General features: G+C 51.2%; 16 protein-coding genes. 15 read left to right on the forward strand and 1 reads right to left on the reverse strand.

Annotated features, from left to right (window positions below; translation table 11 throughout):
- Nucleotides 1–42 precede the first annotated feature (42 nt).
- Genes LDN84_RS17970 through LDN84_RS17990 form a run of 5 tightly spaced genes read left to right on the forward strand, consistent with a single transcriptional unit; the run spans nucleotide 43 to nucleotide 4,414 of the window.
- Nucleotides 43–1,053, forward strand: a complete 1,011-nt coding sequence (locus tag LDN84_RS17970) for an ATP-grasp domain-containing protein (protein ID WP_223904793.1) — start codon at nucleotides 43–45, stop codon at nucleotides 1,051–1,053.
- On the forward strand, nucleotides 1,031–1,702 hold the full coding sequence (locus tag LDN84_RS17975) for a metallophosphoesterase family protein (protein ID WP_223904794.1): 672 nt from the start codon (nucleotides 1,031–1,033) through the stop codon (nucleotides 1,700–1,702). Before LDN84_RS17970 ends, LDN84_RS17975 begins: the two co-directional genes overlap by 23 nt.
- 23 nt (nucleotides 1,703–1,725) lie before the next feature.
- The gene (locus LDN84_RS17980) at nucleotides 1,726–2,700 is read left to right on the forward strand and encodes a glycoside hydrolase family protein (RefSeq protein ID WP_223904795.1); all 975 of its coding nucleotides are present in this window, start codon (nucleotides 1,726–1,728) and stop codon (nucleotides 2,698–2,700) included.
- Complete coding sequence (locus LDN84_RS17985; protein ID WP_223904796.1) at nucleotides 2,697–3,656, forward strand: glycoside hydrolase family protein; 960 nt, start codon at nucleotides 2,697–2,699, stop codon at nucleotides 3,654–3,656. The genes LDN84_RS17980 and LDN84_RS17985 overlap by 4 nt, the downstream gene beginning before the upstream one ends.
- Nucleotides 3,653–4,414: a class I SAM-dependent methyltransferase gene (locus LDN84_RS17990; protein WP_223904797.1), complete on the forward strand. Its 762-nt coding sequence runs from the start codon at nucleotides 3,653–3,655 to the stop codon at nucleotides 4,412–4,414. The genes LDN84_RS17985 and LDN84_RS17990 overlap by 4 nt, the downstream gene beginning before the upstream one ends.
- A gap of 1,232 nt (nucleotides 4,415–5,646) precedes the next feature.
- Here LDN84_RS17990 and LDN84_RS17995 read toward each other — a convergent pair.
- A complete protein-coding gene (locus LDN84_RS17995; protein ID WP_223904798.1) occupies nucleotides 5,647–5,856 on the reverse strand; it encodes a hypothetical protein in 210 nt (69 codons plus the stop codon).
- Between LDN84_RS17995 and LDN84_RS18000 the strand changes: the two genes are divergently transcribed.
- From LDN84_RS18000 to flhF, 10 genes are all read left to right on the forward strand, one after another.
- On the forward strand, nucleotides 5,836–8,145 hold the full coding sequence (locus LDN84_RS18000) for a glycosyltransferase (RefSeq protein WP_223904799.1): 2,310 nt from the start codon (nucleotides 5,836–5,838) through the stop codon (nucleotides 8,143–8,145). The two genes, LDN84_RS17995 and LDN84_RS18000, sit on opposite strands and share 21 nt — an antisense overlap.
- A 225-nt stretch (nucleotides 8,146–8,370) precedes the next feature.
- Nucleotides 8,371–8,697, forward strand: a complete 327-nt coding sequence (flhD, locus tag LDN84_RS18005; RefSeq protein ID WP_223904800.1) for a flagellar transcriptional regulator FlhD — start codon at nucleotides 8,371–8,373, stop codon at nucleotides 8,695–8,697.
- Between the two features lie 22 nt (nucleotides 8,698–8,719).
- Nucleotides 8,720–9,265, forward strand: coding sequence for a flagellar transcriptional regulator FlhC (flhC, locus tag LDN84_RS18010; RefSeq protein ID WP_223904801.1), 546 nt, complete (start codon nucleotides 8,720–8,722; stop codon nucleotides 9,263–9,265).
- A 167-nt stretch (nucleotides 9,266–9,432) separates the two neighbouring features.
- Complete coding sequence (gene motA / locus LDN84_RS18015) at nucleotides 9,433–10,290, forward strand: flagellar motor stator protein MotA (protein ID WP_223904802.1); 858 nt, start codon at nucleotides 9,433–9,435, stop codon at nucleotides 10,288–10,290.
- Nucleotides 10,291–10,310: 20 nt separating this feature from the next.
- A complete protein-coding gene (gene motB / locus LDN84_RS18020; protein WP_223904803.1) occupies nucleotides 10,311–11,231 on the forward strand; it encodes a flagellar motor protein MotB in 921 nt (306 codons plus the stop codon).
- Between the two features lie 85 nt (nucleotides 11,232–11,316).
- Nucleotides 11,317–11,706, forward strand: a complete 390-nt coding sequence (gene cheY, locus LDN84_RS18025) for a chemotaxis response regulator CheY (RefSeq protein WP_223904804.1) — start codon at nucleotides 11,317–11,319, stop codon at nucleotides 11,704–11,706.
- Nucleotides 11,703–12,356 carry a protein phosphatase CheZ gene (locus tag LDN84_RS18030; protein ID WP_223904805.1) on the forward strand — a complete coding sequence of 218 codons (654 nt, stop codon included), beginning with the start codon at nucleotides 11,703–11,705 and terminating at the stop codon, nucleotides 12,354–12,356. Before cheY ends, LDN84_RS18030 begins: the two co-directional genes overlap by 4 nt.
- A 95-nt stretch (nucleotides 12,357–12,451) precedes the next feature.
- The gene (locus tag LDN84_RS18035) at nucleotides 12,452–13,609 is read left to right on the forward strand and encodes an EscU/YscU/HrcU family type III secretion system export apparatus switch protein (protein WP_223904806.1); all 1,158 of its coding nucleotides are present in this window, start codon (nucleotides 12,452–12,454) and stop codon (nucleotides 13,607–13,609) included.
- Nucleotides 13,606–15,693 carry a flagellar biosynthesis protein FlhA gene (gene flhA, locus LDN84_RS18040; RefSeq protein ID WP_223904807.1) on the forward strand — a complete coding sequence of 696 codons (2,088 nt, stop codon included), beginning with the start codon at nucleotides 13,606–13,608 and terminating at the stop codon, nucleotides 15,691–15,693. Before LDN84_RS18035 ends, flhA begins: the two co-directional genes overlap by 4 nt.
- Complete coding sequence (gene flhF, locus LDN84_RS18045; protein WP_223904808.1) at nucleotides 15,690–17,168, forward strand: flagellar biosynthesis GTPase FlhF; 1,479 nt, start codon at nucleotides 15,690–15,692, stop codon at nucleotides 17,166–17,168. The genes flhA and flhF overlap by 4 nt, the downstream gene beginning before the upstream one ends.
- Nucleotides 17,169–17,189: the final 21 nt, after the last annotated feature.

Here is a 17,189-nt window from a genome sequence, read left to right on the forward strand (position 1 = left end):
CCTATCTGGGCTGGTATTCACCAAATAATTCTGACTCAGAATATGGAAAAATTCCAAATGAAGGAAATGAACACGGTAAAAACTATTCTCGTCTCCGGTGCCAGTGGCATCGTGGGTTACGGTGCCCTTCGTTCATTGCGGCAACATTCACAAAAATTGCGGCTCTTGGGTTCCTCTATTTACGACGATTCGATTGCACCCGCCTTTTGTGATGAATTTATTCAGGCCCCCCTCACGAGTGATGCGGTTTACCTGCCATGGCTGGTCAAAATCATTCAACAATACCAAATTGATTTGATCATTCCAGGCATTGAAATTGACTTGTATACATGGATTAAGCATGTTCCAGCCATCCAAGCAGCAGGTGCGACACCCTTGCTCAACAACCCCGCACTGATCGATTTATGCCAGGACAAATGGGCCTTTTACGAGAGCTTGAACGCTGCAGCCCTCAACTGCACAATCACCAGCTCATTAAGCTCTGAGTTTGATGACCTTGTCGCGCAATTCGGATTGCCTTTTTTACTGAAACCCAGACGCGGTTTTGCCTCGAAAGGAATCGTTCGAGTGACTAACCTGGAAACGTTCAAAAAGCATCTCGGAGATATGGGGGGCTCCTTGATGGCACAACCCATTGTGGGCCAAGACGATGAGGAATACACCACATCGGCCTTTTGTGATGGTCAAGGTGGCTTTTATGCGCACATGACACTCAAGCGCAAACTTTCCAAAGACGGCTTCACCGAAAAAGCTCAGGTCGTGCCCAATGATGAATTTGTAGCGACATTGACCGAACTATGCCAGCACCTGCGACCCATAGGGCCTACCAATTTCCAGTTCCGCAAGTGCGACACTGGCATCAAGTTACTGGAGATCAACCCAAGGGTATCGTCATCCACCGCTATTCGCACGGCGTTCGGATACAACGAATGCGCGATGGCCGTGGACTATTTTCTTGAGAACAAAATCCCTGTACAGCCCCCCATCAGACGCGGCAAGGCCATACGCTACACCGACGAGCACATCTTCTATGAAACTGGCTTTTATCTCTGACATTCATGGCAATTTTGAAGCACTGAAAACAGTCCTGTCGAAATTGGATACTTTAGCCATTGACCAGATTTACTGTGTTGGTGACATTGTGGGTTACTACCCTCAAATCAACGAATGCTGCGAGGCATTGCGTACACGGGAAATACCCAGTGTCATGGGCAACCACGACTGGTACATGGCGGGCGGTGGATTTTGTCCGCGCTCCCAAAGCGTCAACGACTGTCTTGCCTACCAACGAACCATCTTTGAAAAATCCCATCTGGAATGGCTCAAAACCTTGCCGATACAGCTTCGCGCAGGCACTGTCCAAATGGTGCATGGTGGCTGGGGTGACCCCATTGATGAATACCTCAAGCCTTCAGATGGCTACTTTGACAAGCTGGAGGGGCAATTTTTTGTCTCTGGCCACACCCACATTCAACTCATTCATCACACAAACTCCCGCATCTATTGCAATCCAGGTTCAGTTGGCCAACCCCGCGACGGCGACCCCCGTGCAGCCTTTGCCACCTTTGATGGCGAAAATTTTGAGCTGCACCGTGTCGAATACAACATGCAAAAAGTCTTTGATTTGATGAAAGCTGCAGGGTTTGATGATTATTACTACGGCGGACTCAAGACCGGTGCGCGCAATCTGCGCAAGCTCTAGCCAACTTCAAAGGCTTCATCCCCATGTTCGAATGGAAAAAACTCGGCAAGGTCTTCGATCCCAAAGATCTCCCAGCGTCCAGCTGGATGAAAGAATTCGCGCAATCACCATCGGTGCTGGTTTTCAGGGATTTTGTTCGGGTTTACTTCTGTACAAGACCCTCGCCAAGTGCGGACGGTCAATACATGAGTTACCTGTCTTATATTGATCTGTCAAGAAAAAATCTACTGGAAATTATTCGGATCTGCGAGCACCCGGTACTGGATTTGGGGGGGTTAGGCACTTTTGACGAATTTGGCACCAACCCGGCTTCCATCATTCAACATGAAGACGAGGTACGTGTGTACTACGCTGGTTGGAACCGGTGCGAGTCTGTCCCGTTTAATGCCGCTATCGGCTTGGCGATCAGCCATGATGCTGGCCTGAGCTTCAAACGGGTGGGGTTGGGCCCTGTGTTGTCGTACAGCCCGGATGAGCCGTTTTTATTGGGCAGCCCACGCATCCGCAAGTTTGGCGACACCTGGTACCTCTGGTATGTATCAGGCAAAAAGTGGCTTCGCACCGCAGGCAAACCTGAACCGGTTTACAAAATCCGCATGGCATCCTCCCCTGATGGCCTTCACTGGACCAAACATGGCAAGGACTTGCTGGAAGATCGATTAGGTGAAAATGAATGCCAAGCTTGCGCCGATGTGATGCTCCAACATGGTCGCTACCACATGTTTTTCTCTTACCGGGAAAGCCAAGACTACAAAGGCAAGGATGGGGGTTACCGCATCGGCTATGCCTGGTCGGACGACATGCTCACATGGCATCGCTGTGACGACCAGGCGGGGTTGACGGTTTCAGACCATGGGTGGGATGCCGAAATGGTCAGCTACCCCCATCTTTTCAACCTGGACGGCCAAACCTACATGTTGTATCAGGGTAATGAAATGGGCCGCAGTGGCATGGGCCTCGCCCAATTAAGCAACCCAGATCGCTGGAGTCGAAAATGAAGTGGCGAAAACTAGGCAAAATTTTTGATCCCACCCAGCATGTCTTGCCCAACAACTGTGTTGAGTTTGCCCAGTCCCCACAAACCCTGGTTCTTGAAGATCGCGTTCGCATCTTTTTTTCTACCCGGGTCCGCGACCACATTGGTAAATACCTCAGCCACGTGGCCTTCGTCGATTTTGATCCCACACTCACCCACATTCTTCAGGTCTCAACACATGAAGTGATCCCACTCGGTGAGCTCGGCTGTTTTGACGAACACGGCATATTTCCGATGCACGTCATGGCCGATGGTGCCAGAGTGCTGGCTTACACCACGGGCTGGAACCGCAAGGTTTCAGTGTCTGTGGATGCCGCCATTGGGCTGGCCATCAGTCACGATGGTGGGCTTCACTTTGAAAAGTACGGCACTGGCCCCATCATGGCCTCATCCCTGCATGAACCGTTTTTGGTTGGTGATTCCTTTGTGATGCGACGCGGCGACACCTATCACATGTGGTACATCTTTGGCTCACAATGGAAAAAATACAGTGACGCTGAAGCCCCGGATCGGGTGTACAAAATTGCCCATGCCATGTCATCAGATGGCATCCAGTGGACCAGAGATGGCCGCCCGATCATCAGCGACAAACTCAATGCGGATGAATGCCAGGCACTGCCCACCGTCATCGAACTCGATGGCCGCTATCACATGTATTTTTGCTATCGTCAAGCCCATGGTTTCAGAAACCAGCGTGAGAGCGCCTACCGACTGGGTTATGCCTACTCGGAGGATTTGACCCACTGGACTCGTCAAGATGCAGAAGCCGGGATTGATGTCTCCGCGGAAGGATGGGACTCACAAATGCAGTGTTATCCCCACGTTTTTCAACTCAATGGTGCGATCTACATGCTTTACAACGGTAACGAGTTTGGTCGAACCGGTTTTGGTCTGGCCATATTGGAAGAAACACCATGACGACTGAACGCAATTACAACAACGAATTTGTCGACTCGGACCATAACAGCAACGGCAAATACGCCTACGGCTTCGATTTCGATGTGATGCATCCCTACATGATCCAATCGTTTGAGCCCTTCTTCAACAGAGGCAGCTTGCTTGAACTTGGAAGCTTCAAAGGCGACTTCACCCAAAGATTTTTGCCGTATTTTGATGACATCACCTGCGTTGAAGCCTCTGAAGACGCGATTGCCGAAGCCAAAAACAAACTGGGCAACAAGGTCACCTTCATTCACTCCCTCTTTGAAACGGCCAACTTGCCCAAGCGTTATGAAAACATCGTCCTCACCCACGTCCTGGAACATGTCGATGATCCCGTTCTGGTGCTGAAACGCATCCATCAAGAGTGGCTGGCCGAAGGTGGGCGGCTCTTTCTGGTGTGCCCCAACGCCAATGCGCCTTCCAGACAGATTGCCGTCAAGATGGGCTTGATTTCGCATAATTCAGCAGTCACACCCGCCGAAGCTGAACATGGCCACCGTCGCACCTACAGCCTGGACACCTTGGAGCGCGATGCCGTAGCCGCCGGACTCCAGGTGATCCACCGTTCCGGCATATTTTTCAAGGCTTTGGCCAACTTTCAGTGGGATCGCTTGCTGGCCACGGACATCATCTCCAAAGCGTATCTGGAGGGTTGTTACAAACTGGGGCAGCAATACCCGGATTTATGCGCCAGCATCTTTCTTGTCTGCACACCAGGCCACTCGTCAAAATGAGCGGCTCATGACATTTCAAAAATGATAGCTACTTACGCAGTATTTACAAGGGCTACAGGTCATTTTTGTACATAAATGACCCACAAACTGACCTCCATCATTCGCCTGATAGAAAAATGAACAAAATCGCCCCTGAAAATTACTACAAATCCAACCACTCGCCTTACTATATTTACGGATTTGATTACAACGAAAAATCTTCAGGAATTCGCGTTCTTCATTTACTGTGCCATATTCTTAATATTCATGGCTTTGAAGCCTACATTCGGGCCAACATCACGCAACCAGATTTATGGACACCTCGCTTGACCGAGGAAGTCATGCAACAGCATTATTTGGCCAAGCGCAAACCAATTGTCATCTACCCTGAATCAGTTTCAGGAACTCCTTTGGATATTGGCATCAATGTTCGCTACCTGCTCAACGTTCCAGGATTTATTGGAGGTACAACCACTTTTCATAAAAATGAATTGATTTTTGCCTACCATGAGATATTTTTTGGAAATACAGGATGTCAAAATACCCTGTTAATTCCCGCCAGTGATCCGGCAAAATTCAAATCCAGCCCAACCAGCACCAACGTCCGGTCCGGTCAATATTTTTATTACAACAGATTATTGGCTCGCGGTGGTCAATTGGCACCCATGCCAGGCCACATCGTGGAAATATCACCCTATAAACCCCGTAGCCTGGATGAGCTGGCAGAAATCTTCAAATCAGCGGAACTGCTGTATTGCTATGAATCCAGCTCGATTGCAACCGAAGCTCTTTTGTGTGGATGCCCTGTGGTTTATATGCCCAACAAGGAAATGCTGCCAGCCTTTCCCGAAGGGCCTTTTGAACGTCACGGCGCAGCATGGGGGGATTCCCCAGATGAAATATGGCGTGCAAAAAATACTGTTCATAAGGTATTACCAAGATACCTTGAATTGTTTGATGAATTTCACATACAACTCACGGAGTTCATAAATATTACTCAAGAAACTGCTCGAAACACCTTATTTGAAAATTGCTTTGAATTTGATGCTGTTAAAAAATGGGGTTGGCCAGTGATCGGTGATCCTAAAATATACAGAAAACAGCCTGGAACAAAAATAGCACCTGACAAATTGGGTCAAATTTATAGGGATCAAATCAATAAATCCATTTTTAATCACACCTCAAAATCGAGCACACATATCACGGTTGCCATCTGGTCAGAGTCAAAAGAAAACTCGAATGAGTTGCTCTCCTCAACCTTGTCCAGTCTGAATCAACAAATCAGAAAAAGTGACCATATTCTGCAGATTCAAAATAATGAGCTTCTGGAACTGGATCAGGATAACGGCTGGGTTTTGTTGCTTTGTGCCGGAGATACCCTTGAACCCGATGCCTTGTATTTCATAGAAAAAGCCATTGAAAAACACGGTAAAAATCCCCCCTTGTTCGGCTACTTTGATCACGATGAATACTGCCTGGATGGTTCAGCCCATAACCCCCACTTCAAGCCAGACTTCAACTATGACCTATTACTGAGTTACCCCTACATTGGTCGCTCGATTCTGGTTCGCAATGATTTGGCTCGCCAGTTCCTGGTGAACCACCAAGCACCGTTTGACATCGTTTTGGCCTACAAGATCGCGCTCAAGGCCTTTTTTGAAGGCGGCGCAGCGGGCGTTTTTCATATCCCCTATCTTCTTGCACATCTTCAAGCTGAACCCGATACGGTTTTTGTCCTGTCCAGCACCGCCTGGCAGCAGCTTGCCGCTGCACTGGTGGCGCACCTTGAAGCAACAGAGGTGGGTGCGACAGTGCTGGAAGGCCCTGGGCCTGGCACGTTTCATGTTTTGCCGCCACAACCGACATCACCGTTGGTCAGCATCATCATTCCGACGCGTGACCAGTTGCCACTGCTACAGCGCTGCATAGAGTCCATCCTCGAAAAAACTACCTACCCGAATTACGAGATTTTGATTGTTGACAACCACAGCCAAACATCAGAGGCCCGGGAGTACCTGGATGGCTTGTCCGCACTGGGCAGCGACCAAATTCGCGTCTTGTCAGATCCCGGCACGTTCAACTTCTCCCGAATGAACAACCTGGCTGTGGCACAAGCACGTGGTGAATTTGTTTTATTGCTCAACAACGACACGGCGGTCTTTCAATCCGACTGGCTGGATCACATGGTTCGTCAAGGCTTGCGTGATGGCGTGGGCATTGTGGGAGCCCGTCTGATCTACCCGGACAGCACACTGCAACATGCAGGCATCATCCTGGGTCTGCGTGGACCAGCCGAACTGCCGTGCCTGAACTTGCCCAACACGGAGCCCGGTTACCTGTTTCGCGCCCAGGTCACCCAAAACTTTTCTGCGGTCACGGCAGCTTGTCTTTTGGTGTCCAAACACATCTACCAGGAAGTCGGTGGACTGGACGAAACCACGTTTGGCGTGTCCTACAACGATGTCGATTTTTGCTTACGCGTTGGGCAAACGGGGCTGCGCATTGTTTGGACACCCCTCGCCACACTCTTGCATGAAGGAAGCGCCAGCCAAAAAGACGGCACTGAAAAAATTGCCGCCGATGACAAGCTCAAGCGTTTTGCCAAAGAACAGGCCAGCATGTACCAACGGTGGCCCCGACAAATTGCCAACGACCCAGCCTACAACCCGAATTTGTCCTTGGTTGAAACCGGCTACGAGATCGAAACCAACCCCCTACTTCGGTTTGACAAGTTTCAGGGTTTAACACCCCACCGCATTGCCGCCTTTGCTGCAGACACCACAGGCTGTGGTCATTACCGCATCTTCCAGCCCATGAGGGCCATGCTGGATGCAGGACTTTGCACCGGGGGTGCGTCCCCCGAAATGATGAGCCCCAACCTGGTCTTGCGCAGTGGTGCCGATACCCTGATTTTTCAGCGTCCCAGCCTTGACTCCGATCTGTTTGTACTCGACGCGTTGATTCCCCTAAAAGGCATCAAGAAGATCTACGAGCTGGATGACAATCTGGCGCAGATACCCATCAAAAGTCCGCACCGGGATCAAATATCGAAAGACATCCGCGGACGTATGGCCAAAGCCATGGGTTTGTGTGACCGACTGGTGGTCTCTACCGAAGCCTTGGCCCATGAGTTACGCGGCAAGAATGATGACATTCGGGTCGTACCCAACCGTCTGCCTATTGCCATGTGGGGAAGCAGCCCCCCTGTCAAACCCAGTCCCTCAACAAAACCAACAGGCAGCAAGCCCAAAGTCGCCTGGGCAGGTGGCATCGGTCATCAAGGTGACATCGAAATGATTGCCCATCTGATCAGGGATTTGTCTGATCAGGTCGATTGGGTGTTCTTCGGCATGTGCCCAGAGGCCTTAAAACCTTTCATTCGCGAGTTTCATTTGGGTTTACCAACGCTTGAATACCCGAAAAAACTCATGGAACTGTCGCAAAGCTGGGATTTAGCCATCGCGCCGCTTGAAATCAATCCGTTCAATGAATGCAAATCCAATTTGAAACTGCTGGAATACGGCTGGTGTGGTGTGCCTGTCGTGTGCTCAGATGTCACTCCTTATCAAGGCAATTTGCCATGCAAAAGGGTCAAAAACCGATTTGTCGACTGGCGCAATGCGATTGTTTCCATGGTTTCAGACTTGGAGGCCTGCCACCAGGAAGGTCTGCACTTGCAAAAAACCGTTGAAGCATCCTGGATGCTCAAAGACGACAACTTGCAATCCTGGTATGACGCATGGACGGACTGATTCCTGCCCCTTTGCCCGCTAAGGCCTCAAAGCGAAGAATTGCCCCCTAAAAGTTGATCTGTGTAGGATTTTTTCTGACAAAAAAATCGCCCGATCTGACACACGCATTAGCCACTTACCGATTCAAGTTTCTGGATCAGCCACACAGAATCGACTCCATGGTGATGAACAAGGCAATTAGGCCGTGAACACCGCCCAAATCATCGAATCACCCTGGAGCCCATCATGAACGACGAACAACTCTCTCAAGAAATCCGTGACGCCAACCTCACCTACTTGATGCTGGCTCAAAACGTGATTCGCAAAGACAAGGCAGAAGCCCTTTTCCGCCTGGGCATCTCCGAAGAATCTGCCGACCTGATTGCCATGCTCTCACCCGCTCAAATCCTGAAAATTGCCACCAGCCCCATGTTGCTGTGCCGTTTCCGGGTGGATGATGACATGGTCTGGAGTTTGCTGACCAACCACACCCCTTCCAAGGTCAACAATGATGCCACCGCCAGATTACACGCCAGCATTCTGATGGCCGGTCGTTTTGAGCAAGCCCTGTAACCCGGACTGAGGAGCAGACACCATGGCCACCGTATCCACCAAAAGCGTCCTGAATGACTCCAAGCAAGTTGAACGCGCAGTGGCGCTGATTCAGCTCGGTGCCCGCTTGCAGGTGCTTGAAAGCGAAACCAACCTGTCCTACGAGCGACTGTTACGTCTCTATAAAGAAGTGGCGGGCAAATCACCCTCCAAAGGCCAATTGCCGTTTTCAACCGACTGGTTTTTGACTTGGCAGCCCAATATTCATTCATCCCTGTTTTTAAACACCTATGAATACCTGAACAAAGTCAGTGCACTGGATGACATTGATGCCATCATGAAAGCCTACAAGCTTTACACCGAACAGATCAATACCTGTGGCATGGAGCCCTTGCTGACCATCACACGCGCATGGCGCTTGGTGAAATTTGTAGACAATCACATGTTAGCCATGACCAAATGCAGCAAGTGCGGCGGGCATTTTGTCACTGAGCCTTACGAAAACACCCGTCATTTTGAGTGTGGCCTGTGCACCCCCCCTGCCCGAGCTGGCAAAGGGGCGGGATCAGGTGGCATCATGTTGAACTAAATGCTACAAAATAAATAGCTACTAACGCTTGATTTAAAAGCTCAAGAGGCCAATTTCATCAATATCTTTAAGTCCGCTCCAAGAGTGGCGATATGATAGGGACAGGTTCACATGGTGTGAGCATTACAACTTCTTGAAGTTAACGCTTCTTCTGACACACTCAAGCTATGTTCGTCATTGTTGGTTGGTTGATTGTGATGGTGTGCGTCTTTGGCGTGTACATCTTCCACGGTGGCAACATCATGGTGGTGCTTAAAGCCTTACCGTTCGAGTTGATCACCATTGGCGGCGCCACCATGGGTGCCTTTGTGGCCAATAACCAAATGAAGGTCATCAAATCCAGCCTAAAAGGTTTGGGCACCTGCTTTAAAGGCAGCAAGTACACCAAAGCGCGTTATATGGATCTATTGGCCTTGCTGTTTGACATCTTGCAAAAAGCCCGCAAAGAAGGTCTGATGGCCATCGAAAAAGATGTTGAGGAACCTCACTCGTCCGAAATATTCAAAAAACATGGTGAAGTAGGCCATGACCATCACGTGGTGGAATTCATCACCGATTACCTGCGTATGATGGTTTCCGGTAACCTGAATGCCCACGAGATTGAATCCCTGATGGACAGCGAAATTGACACCCACCATGCTGAAGAACATGCGGCAGTGGCAGCACTTCAACGCGTTGCGGGTGGTTTGCCAGCCTTTGGTATCGTGGCGGCAGTGCTGGGGGTGGTGAACACCATGGGCTCGGTGGGGCAACCCCCTGCGGTACTGGGCGGCATGATTGCCTCTGCATTGGTCGGTACGTTTTTGGGTATTCTGTTGGCATATGCCTTCGCTGAGCCATTGGCTGGCCTGCTGGAGCAAAAAGTTGAAGAAGCCGGCAAAGAATTCCAATGTATCAAAACCACTCTATTGGCCAGCATGCAAGGCTACAACCCGGCTACTGCCATTGAGTTTGGCCGTAAGGTATTGTTCTCAACCGACCGTCCCACATTTGTCGAACTTGAAGCTTTTGTGAAGAAAAAATAATGCAGCAGGAATAGCGCACCATGGCCACTGATGCCAAGAAGCTACAACCCATCATCATCAAACGGGTCAAAAAAGGAGGCCACTCTGCGCATGGTGGTGCCTGGAAGATCGCGTACGCTGATTTTGTAACCGCCATGATGGCCTTCTTTCTGCTCATGTGGTTGTTGGGCAGTACGTCTGAAGGCGACAAAAAAGGTTTGTCAGATTATTTCCAGTCGCCACTCAAAGTGGCTATGCAAGGAGGTGCCGGGGCAGGTGCCAGCCAGAGTGTGATCAATGGTGGCGGTAATGATTTGACACAAAGTGCCGGCCAGTCCAAGCGAGGAAGTTCTACAGACCCCAAAGCCAAAAAGAATGCAGGGGAGCAAGCCAAGGCAGCACAAGCCAAAGTAGATGCGCAAAAACTGTCGGAACTCAGCGCCAAAATCAGCGCCATCATTTCCAATACGCCCAAACTGGCTGAATTCAGCAACCAGATTCAGTTAAAAATGACCCCCGATGGCCTTCAAATCCAGATTGTGGATGACCAAAAGCGCCCCATGTTTGACAGTGGTAGCGCCACCGTCAAACCTTATATGCGCGACATCTTGCAAGAAATTGGTTTGGCACTTGTGGATATTGACAACAAAATCAGTCTCGATGGTCACACCGACCAAACGCCTTATGGTGCCGGGGCACGTGGCTACAGCAACTGGGAACTTTCGGCAGACCGTGCCAATGCCTCAAGGCGGGAACTGGTTGCAGCGGGTATGCCAGACGACAAAATTGCCCGAGTTATGGGCTTAGCCTCAAGCGTATTGCTGGATGAGGAGAATCCTCGCAGCCCCACAAACCGTAGAATCAGCATCACAGTGATGACACGTGAAGCCGAAGAGCGCTTGCTAGGGCCTCGGCGAGCGAGTGTCATCACAGAAACCAATACTGCGCCAGCGCAAAATTAGTCAGAGCTTCACAGTAAGTTCACCAAGTTAAAGATTGGATAGCGTGTAATGTCAGTCGTCAATTGTGCTTTCAAAGGGTTGCTCCATGGCAAATGATCTCAAGTTTTTGGTTGTGGATGATTTTTCGACCATGCGGCGAATTGTTCGCAATCTGCTGAAAGAAAGTGGTTTCACCGAGGCCGATGAGGCCGAAGATGGTGTTGTTGCAATGCACAAATTGCGCAACGGCAACTTCGACTTTGTGGTGAGCGACATCAATATGCCCAATAAAAATGGCTTTGAGTTGCTCAAGGAGATGAAGGCTGATGAAAAGCTCAAACACATCCCCGTGCTGATGGTCACGGCCGAAGCACGTAAGGAAGATATTGTGCTGGCAGCTCAAAGTGGTGCGGCAGGTTACATCGTCAAGCCCTTCACCAAAGCTGTTCTGGAGGACAAGGTTAATTTAATCCTGACCAAACTGGGGTTGAAATGAACACATTGTCGGGCTCACCCACTTCACGCGAAGTGCCGCCGGATGTGCACCAACGAATCGGCATCCTGACACGGCAGTTGCATGACGCACTTAATGGCCTGGGGCTGACCGACAAAGTTAAAAGCTGGGCTGGCGAAATCCCCGATGCCAAAAGCCGTTTGTCCTATATTGCTCGACTCACTGGTGAAGCTGCGGAGAAAGTACTGAACAGTGTGGATCAAGCCAAGGCGCATCATGACCACATTTCGGCCGAAACACGGCGAATAGGCTCATTGATTGTCAAGGACCCCGTTGCTGCAGTGGCCAAGGGGCATGTCATGAATTTCATCACGGACGTTGAAGAAGCCAGCAAAGAAATTGACAAGAACTTAACCGAGATCATGATGGCGCAAGACTTTCATGACCTCACCGGACAAGTCATTTCCAAAGTAGTGACATTGGCTGCAAACATTGAAGAACAGTTGCTCCAGCTGTTGATCATTACAGCACCGGCCGAGAGTGTTCCCAAACCTGCGGCGCAACCCATTGAGGCTCTCAAAGAAATCACCGAACCCATTTTGCAAGGCCCTGTGATCAACCCTGAAGGAAACCCGGATGTGGTGAAAGGTCAATCAGAAGTGGATGACCTGCTGGCCAGCCTAGGGTTTTGAGCCCAGTCCGATCAAGCAGGTAAATCCCCTGCTTTTTACCCTTTAGTTTTCAGACAGCCTCATGACAATGGAGAGAACCAAAGTATCTCTCCACCATGGACTCCAGTAGCCAAGACCGCAATTTACCTGCCTCCGAGAGGAAGCTGCAGAAAGCTCGTGACGAAGGTCAAGTGGCACGCTCACGTGAGCTGTCTCACTTGGCGATTCTGGGCGGCGGCGCTTTGAGCCTGATGTGGCTTGCACCCCTGATGTTTGAGCGACTCAAAACCCAACTGAGTCTTCAATTGCAGTTTGATGTTCATGCAGTTCAAGAGCCCTTGAATATGCTCCACAGACTGGGATCTATGGTGACGGTAGGCATGGTGGCATGTACGGTATTTGCAGCCATTGTCTCCATCATTTCCATTCTCAGCACTCTGGCTGTTGGTGGTTGGGTGGCAAGCTTAAAACCCATCACACCAGACTTCAGTCGTATCAACCCCTTCAGTGGTTTGGGGCGTATGTTCACCAAAGACAAAGCCACTGAAGTGCTCAAGATGATTTTTATTGCGAGCATGCTGCTCGCTGTTGGATTCACATACCTGTCAAAGGGTATGGACACACTGGCCACTCTTGTCTTGCAACCCTCCAGCTCAGCTATTACTTATTTGGCCAATTGGTTAACCACCGGCATGGGCCTGATGCTGCTGGTTGTTTTACTGGTAGCCATGGTCGACGTGCCCCTGCAGAACTTCCTGCACCAATCGCGCATGAAAATGTCACATGAGGAAATGAAAAAAGAACACAAAGAGTCCGATGGCAACCCCCAAATGAAGGGCCTCATCCGCCAACGCCAACGTGATATAGCCCAAGGCAACAGCATCAAGGCCGTGCCCAAGGCCGACTTTGTATTGATGAACCCTACCCACTATGCGGTAGCTATCCGGTATGACGAAAGCAGCATGGCAGCCCCTCGGGTCATTTCCAAAGGTGCCGATCTGCTGGCTTTCAAAATACGGGATCTAGCCCAAGAACATGCCATTCCGGTATTGCAATCGCCGATGTTGGCACGCGCGTTGTATGCCAATGCCGAAATTGACCAGGACATCCCCACCAGCCTGTACACCGCTGTAGCACAGGTTCTGGCCTACATTTACCGGCTCAAAGCCGCCATGCGTGGTGATGGCCCCATGCCAGGCGAACCACCTGTGCCGTTTGTTCCGCCAGAACTGGATCCCCATTCCAAAGTGGTTGCCTCCACTGACACACCATGAACTTGTCACTTCTTACACTCAAGAATTGGTTTGGCAGCAACTCTGCACTGATGAAAGGTGCCGCCGCACCCATGCTGGTGGTGGCCATTTTGTCAATGATGGTACTGCCCTTGGCACCCTGGGTGCTGGACACTTTTTTCACATTCAACATCGCAGTGGCGTTGATGGTGATGATGGTGGCCGCTTACATGCTCAAGCCACTGGACTTTGCGGCCTTTCCAGCGGTTCTGCTGCTAACCACTTTGATGCGCCTGTCCTTGAACGTAGCGTCCACCCGCGTGGTGCTTCTTGAAGGTCACACCGGCCCAGGTGCTGCGGGTGCAGTGATTGAAGCCTTTGGTCACTTCCTGATTGGTGGCAACTTTGCGGTTGGCTTGATTGTTTTCTCCATTTTGGTGGTCATTAACTTTGTGGTGGTCACCAAAGGTGCCGAACGGATTGCTGAAGTGTCTGCCCGTTTTGCCCTGGATGCCATGCCCGGCAAACAGATGGCCGTAGATGCTGACCTGAATGCTGGTCTGATCGATGAAAAAGAAGCCAAACGCCGCCGCGCAGAAGTTTCTGAAGAAGCTGATTTCTTTGGCTCCATGGACGGGGCATCCAAGTTCGTACGTGGCGATGCGGTTGCAGGTATTTTGATTTTGCTGATCAACATCTTTGGCGGTTTCACGGTAGGTGTACTGCAGCACGGCTTAACGGCATCCCAGGCAGCTGACTCGTATATTCTGCTGGCGGTGGGTGATGCCTTGGTTGCACAAATTCCGGGCTTGCTGATCTCCGTAGCTGCGGCCATGGTGGTATCACGTGTGGGCAAGGAAAATGATCTGAGCAACCAGATCGTCACCCAAATGTTCATTTCACCCAAAGTGCTGGGTATCACCGGAACCATCATGGGTATCCTTGGCATCATTCCTGGCATGCCCCACGTGGTTTTTCTGGGTATCTCCATGCTATTGGGCTATGGTGCCTGGATGTTGGCCCACCAACCGCCCCCCGTTGAACCAAGCACCATTGAACCAGCCCCGGCCTCTGATGGGGAAGCCAGTTGGGACGATTTGCAACCCGTTGACCAACTGGGTCTGGAGCTAGGCTATCGCCTGATTACGCTGGTAGACAAAAATCGCCAAGGTGACTTGCTCACACGCATCAAAGGGGTGCGCCGGAAATTCGCCCAAGAAGTCGGATTTTTACCCCCTCCCGTCCATGTGCGGGACAACCTGGAGCTCAAACCCAGCGGCTACCGCATCACGCTGCGTGGTGTGATTGTGGGTGAGGGCGAGGCTTTTCCCGGCATGTTTCTGGCCATCAACCCCGGTGGCATCAACACTCCATTGATTGGTACCCCCACCACTGACCCCGCTTTTGGCCTGCCAGCACACTGGATTGATGCCACACAAAAAGAAGCCGCACAAATGGCCGGATTTACCGTGGTTGATTCTGAGACTGTCATGGCCACACATTTGTCACACTTGATGCAAGTGCAGGCTGCCAAATTACTGAGCCGCACAGAAACTCAGCAACTGGTAGAACACGTGAGCAAACTGGCCCCCAAACTGATTGAAGAAGTAGTGCCCAAGATGGTTTCGATTGCTGTCTTTCAAAAAGTTCTGCAACTGCTGCTGGAAGAGTCCGTGCACATTCGTGACATCCGCACCATCATCGAATCCATCGCCGAACACGCCACCACGGTCACCGATCCAGCGGAACTAGCCAAACGTGTGCGCGTGGCCTTGTCACCGGCCATCGTGCAACAAATTTATGGTGCCATCAATGAACTCAACGTCATCGCCATTGATCCGCCACTGGAACGACTGCTGGTGCAAGCCTTGGGTAATACCTCTGGACAAGGCCAGGCCCTTGACCCTGGAGTGGCAGAAATCCTGACACAAAAAGCCGCTGAAATGGCACTCAAACAGGAAGAAATTGGCATCCCGGCCTGCTTGCTGGTGCCTGATCAAATTCGCAGCTCTGTCGCCCGTTTGGTGCGCCGCGTTGCCCCACGACTGCAGGTTCTCGCACACAGCGAAATTCCTGAGTCACACACTATTCGCATTGGCCCGATTCTCAAAGGTGCAGCATCATGAACATTCAACGCTTTACCGCCCCCACCGCCCGCGAAGCTCTTGCCAAAGCCCGTATGACATTTGGCGATGGCACACTGATTTTGTCCAATCGCCCCACGGCGGCCGGTATCGAAGTAGTGGCTACGGGAGAAGACACCTTGGCCGCACTGGACCGCAACGAACTAAGCCGTCAAGGCAAGCGCCAGCCATCCGATCAACCCGCGAGCTCACCGAAGGTTGACCCAAACAGCCAAGTGGTGGATGACACCACCCAACTGGCCATGAGCACGTTGTCATTTCAAGACTACGTGCGCGAACGTATGTTGCGCCGACGCCATGAAGCCATCAATGGCCAGTCAAGCCTGGAAGAGCGCAGCCAGCCACACCGTGCAAACCCGAGTGCAGTGCGCTCTGCCCCGGCTCAAATCACACCGTTTCAAGCACCTGCTGCAATAACAACCCAACCGACACCTAGGCCAGCCGCACAAACCACCTCACGGCCAGCTTCACGGCCTGTCGCTAGCCCAACGCTCGCGCCAGCATCATCCCTGATGCCACAGGGCATTGTGGACGAACTCCAGGCCATGAAAACGCTGATTGAAGATCGATTCAATACCTTGACCTGGCTGGGACAAACCCGGCAAAGCCCCATTCATTCGAATCTGATGCTCAAGCTGATCCGCTCAGGCTACTCTCCCACCCTTTCCAGAACTATTTTGGAGCGTATGCAGGAAGACATTGCAGCACCAGAAGCCATGCGCTGGATCATGGACGTATTAACCCGCAACCTGCGCACCGATGCGGACACAAGCGCTATACATGTAGAAGGTGGAACCTACGCCTTGGTCGGAGCAACTGGTGTAGGGAAAACCACCACAGCAGCCAAACTTGCAGGCCTGTGCGCTCGTACCCATGGTGCCAACAGTGTTGGGTTGATCACCTTGGACACCTATCGTGTGGGTGCCCATGAACAATTGCGCGCTTATGGACGCATGCTGGGAGTAGTCGCTCACTTGGCCCATGACCGTGCAGCGCTGCAAGATTTACTGGGTTTACTGTCCAATAAAAAGATGGTGCTGATCGACACCACAGGCATTGCCCCCAATGATCCACGTAAACGTGACATGCTGGATGTGCTTGATATCGCGGGTGTCAACCGCCTGCTGGTGCTCAATGCGGGTGGCCATGGCGACACACTGGATGATGTGGTGACTTCTTTCAAAACAGGTGGTGTCCAACAATCTATCCTGTCCAAAATTGACGAGGCCGCCAAAATTGGGCCGGCACTGGATGCGGTGATTCGCCACCAGCTGGTGCTGCGTGGCGTAACCATGGGCCAGAAAGTACCGGAAGACTGGGAACGTGCCGATGCCGCCAAACTGATCGCCATGTCCATGCGTGCACCCACCAAATCAGCCTTCGACCCCAAGAGTGCCGATCTTGGCTTCTTCTTTGCTGACAGTGCACCCATTCATGCGGGACAGTTCCATGCTTGAGCCTTGCATCAACCAGGCTGC

The organism is Rhodoferax lithotrophicus (assembly GCF_019973615.1).
Classification (GTDB): domain Bacteria; phylum Pseudomonadota; class Gammaproteobacteria; order Burkholderiales; family Burkholderiaceae_C; genus Rhodoferax; species Rhodoferax lithotrophicus.

Bases quoted from the DNA above. Each gene is read 5' to 3' on its own strand.
- LDN84_RS17970 (WP_223904793.1), top strand. From the start codon at position 43: ATGGAAAAATTCCAAATGAAGGAAATGAACACGGTAAAAACTATTCTC.
- LDN84_RS17975 (WP_223904794.1), top strand. From the start codon at position 1,031: ATGAAACTGGCTTTTATCTCTGACATTCATGGCAATTTTGAAGCACTG.
- LDN84_RS17980 (WP_223904795.1), top strand. From the start codon at position 1,726: ATGTTCGAATGGAAAAAACTCGGCAAGGTCTTCGATCCCAAAGATCTC.
- LDN84_RS17985 (WP_223904796.1), top strand. From the start codon at position 2,697: ATGAAGTGGCGAAAACTAGGCAAAATTTTTGATCCCACCCAGCATGTC.
- LDN84_RS17990 (WP_223904797.1), top strand. From the start codon at position 3,653: ATGACGACTGAACGCAATTACAACAACGAATTTGTCGACTCGGACCAT.
- flhD (WP_223904800.1), top strand. From the start codon at position 8,371: ATGAACGACGAACAACTCTCTCAAGAAATCCGTGACGCCAACCTCACC.
- flhC (WP_223904801.1), top strand. From the start codon at position 8,720: ATGGCCACCGTATCCACCAAAAGCGTCCTGAATGACTCCAAGCAAGTT.
- motA (WP_223904802.1), top strand. From the start codon at position 9,433: ATGTTCGTCATTGTTGGTTGGTTGATTGTGATGGTGTGCGTCTTTGGC.
- motB (WP_223904803.1), top strand. From the start codon at position 10,311: ATGGCCACTGATGCCAAGAAGCTACAACCCATCATCATCAAACGGGTC.
- cheY (WP_223904804.1), top strand. From the start codon at position 11,317: ATGGCAAATGATCTCAAGTTTTTGGTTGTGGATGATTTTTCGACCATG.
- LDN84_RS18030 (WP_223904805.1), top strand. From the start codon at position 11,703: ATGAACACATTGTCGGGCTCACCCACTTCACGCGAAGTGCCGCCGGAT.
- LDN84_RS18035 (WP_223904806.1), top strand. From the start codon at position 12,452: ATGGACTCCAGTAGCCAAGACCGCAATTTACCTGCCTCCGAGAGGAAG.
- flhA (WP_223904807.1), top strand. From the start codon at position 13,606: ATGAACTTGTCACTTCTTACACTCAAGAATTGGTTTGGCAGCAACTCT.
- flhF (WP_223904808.1), top strand. From the start codon at position 15,690: ATGAACATTCAACGCTTTACCGCCCCCACCGCCCGCGAAGCTCTTGCC.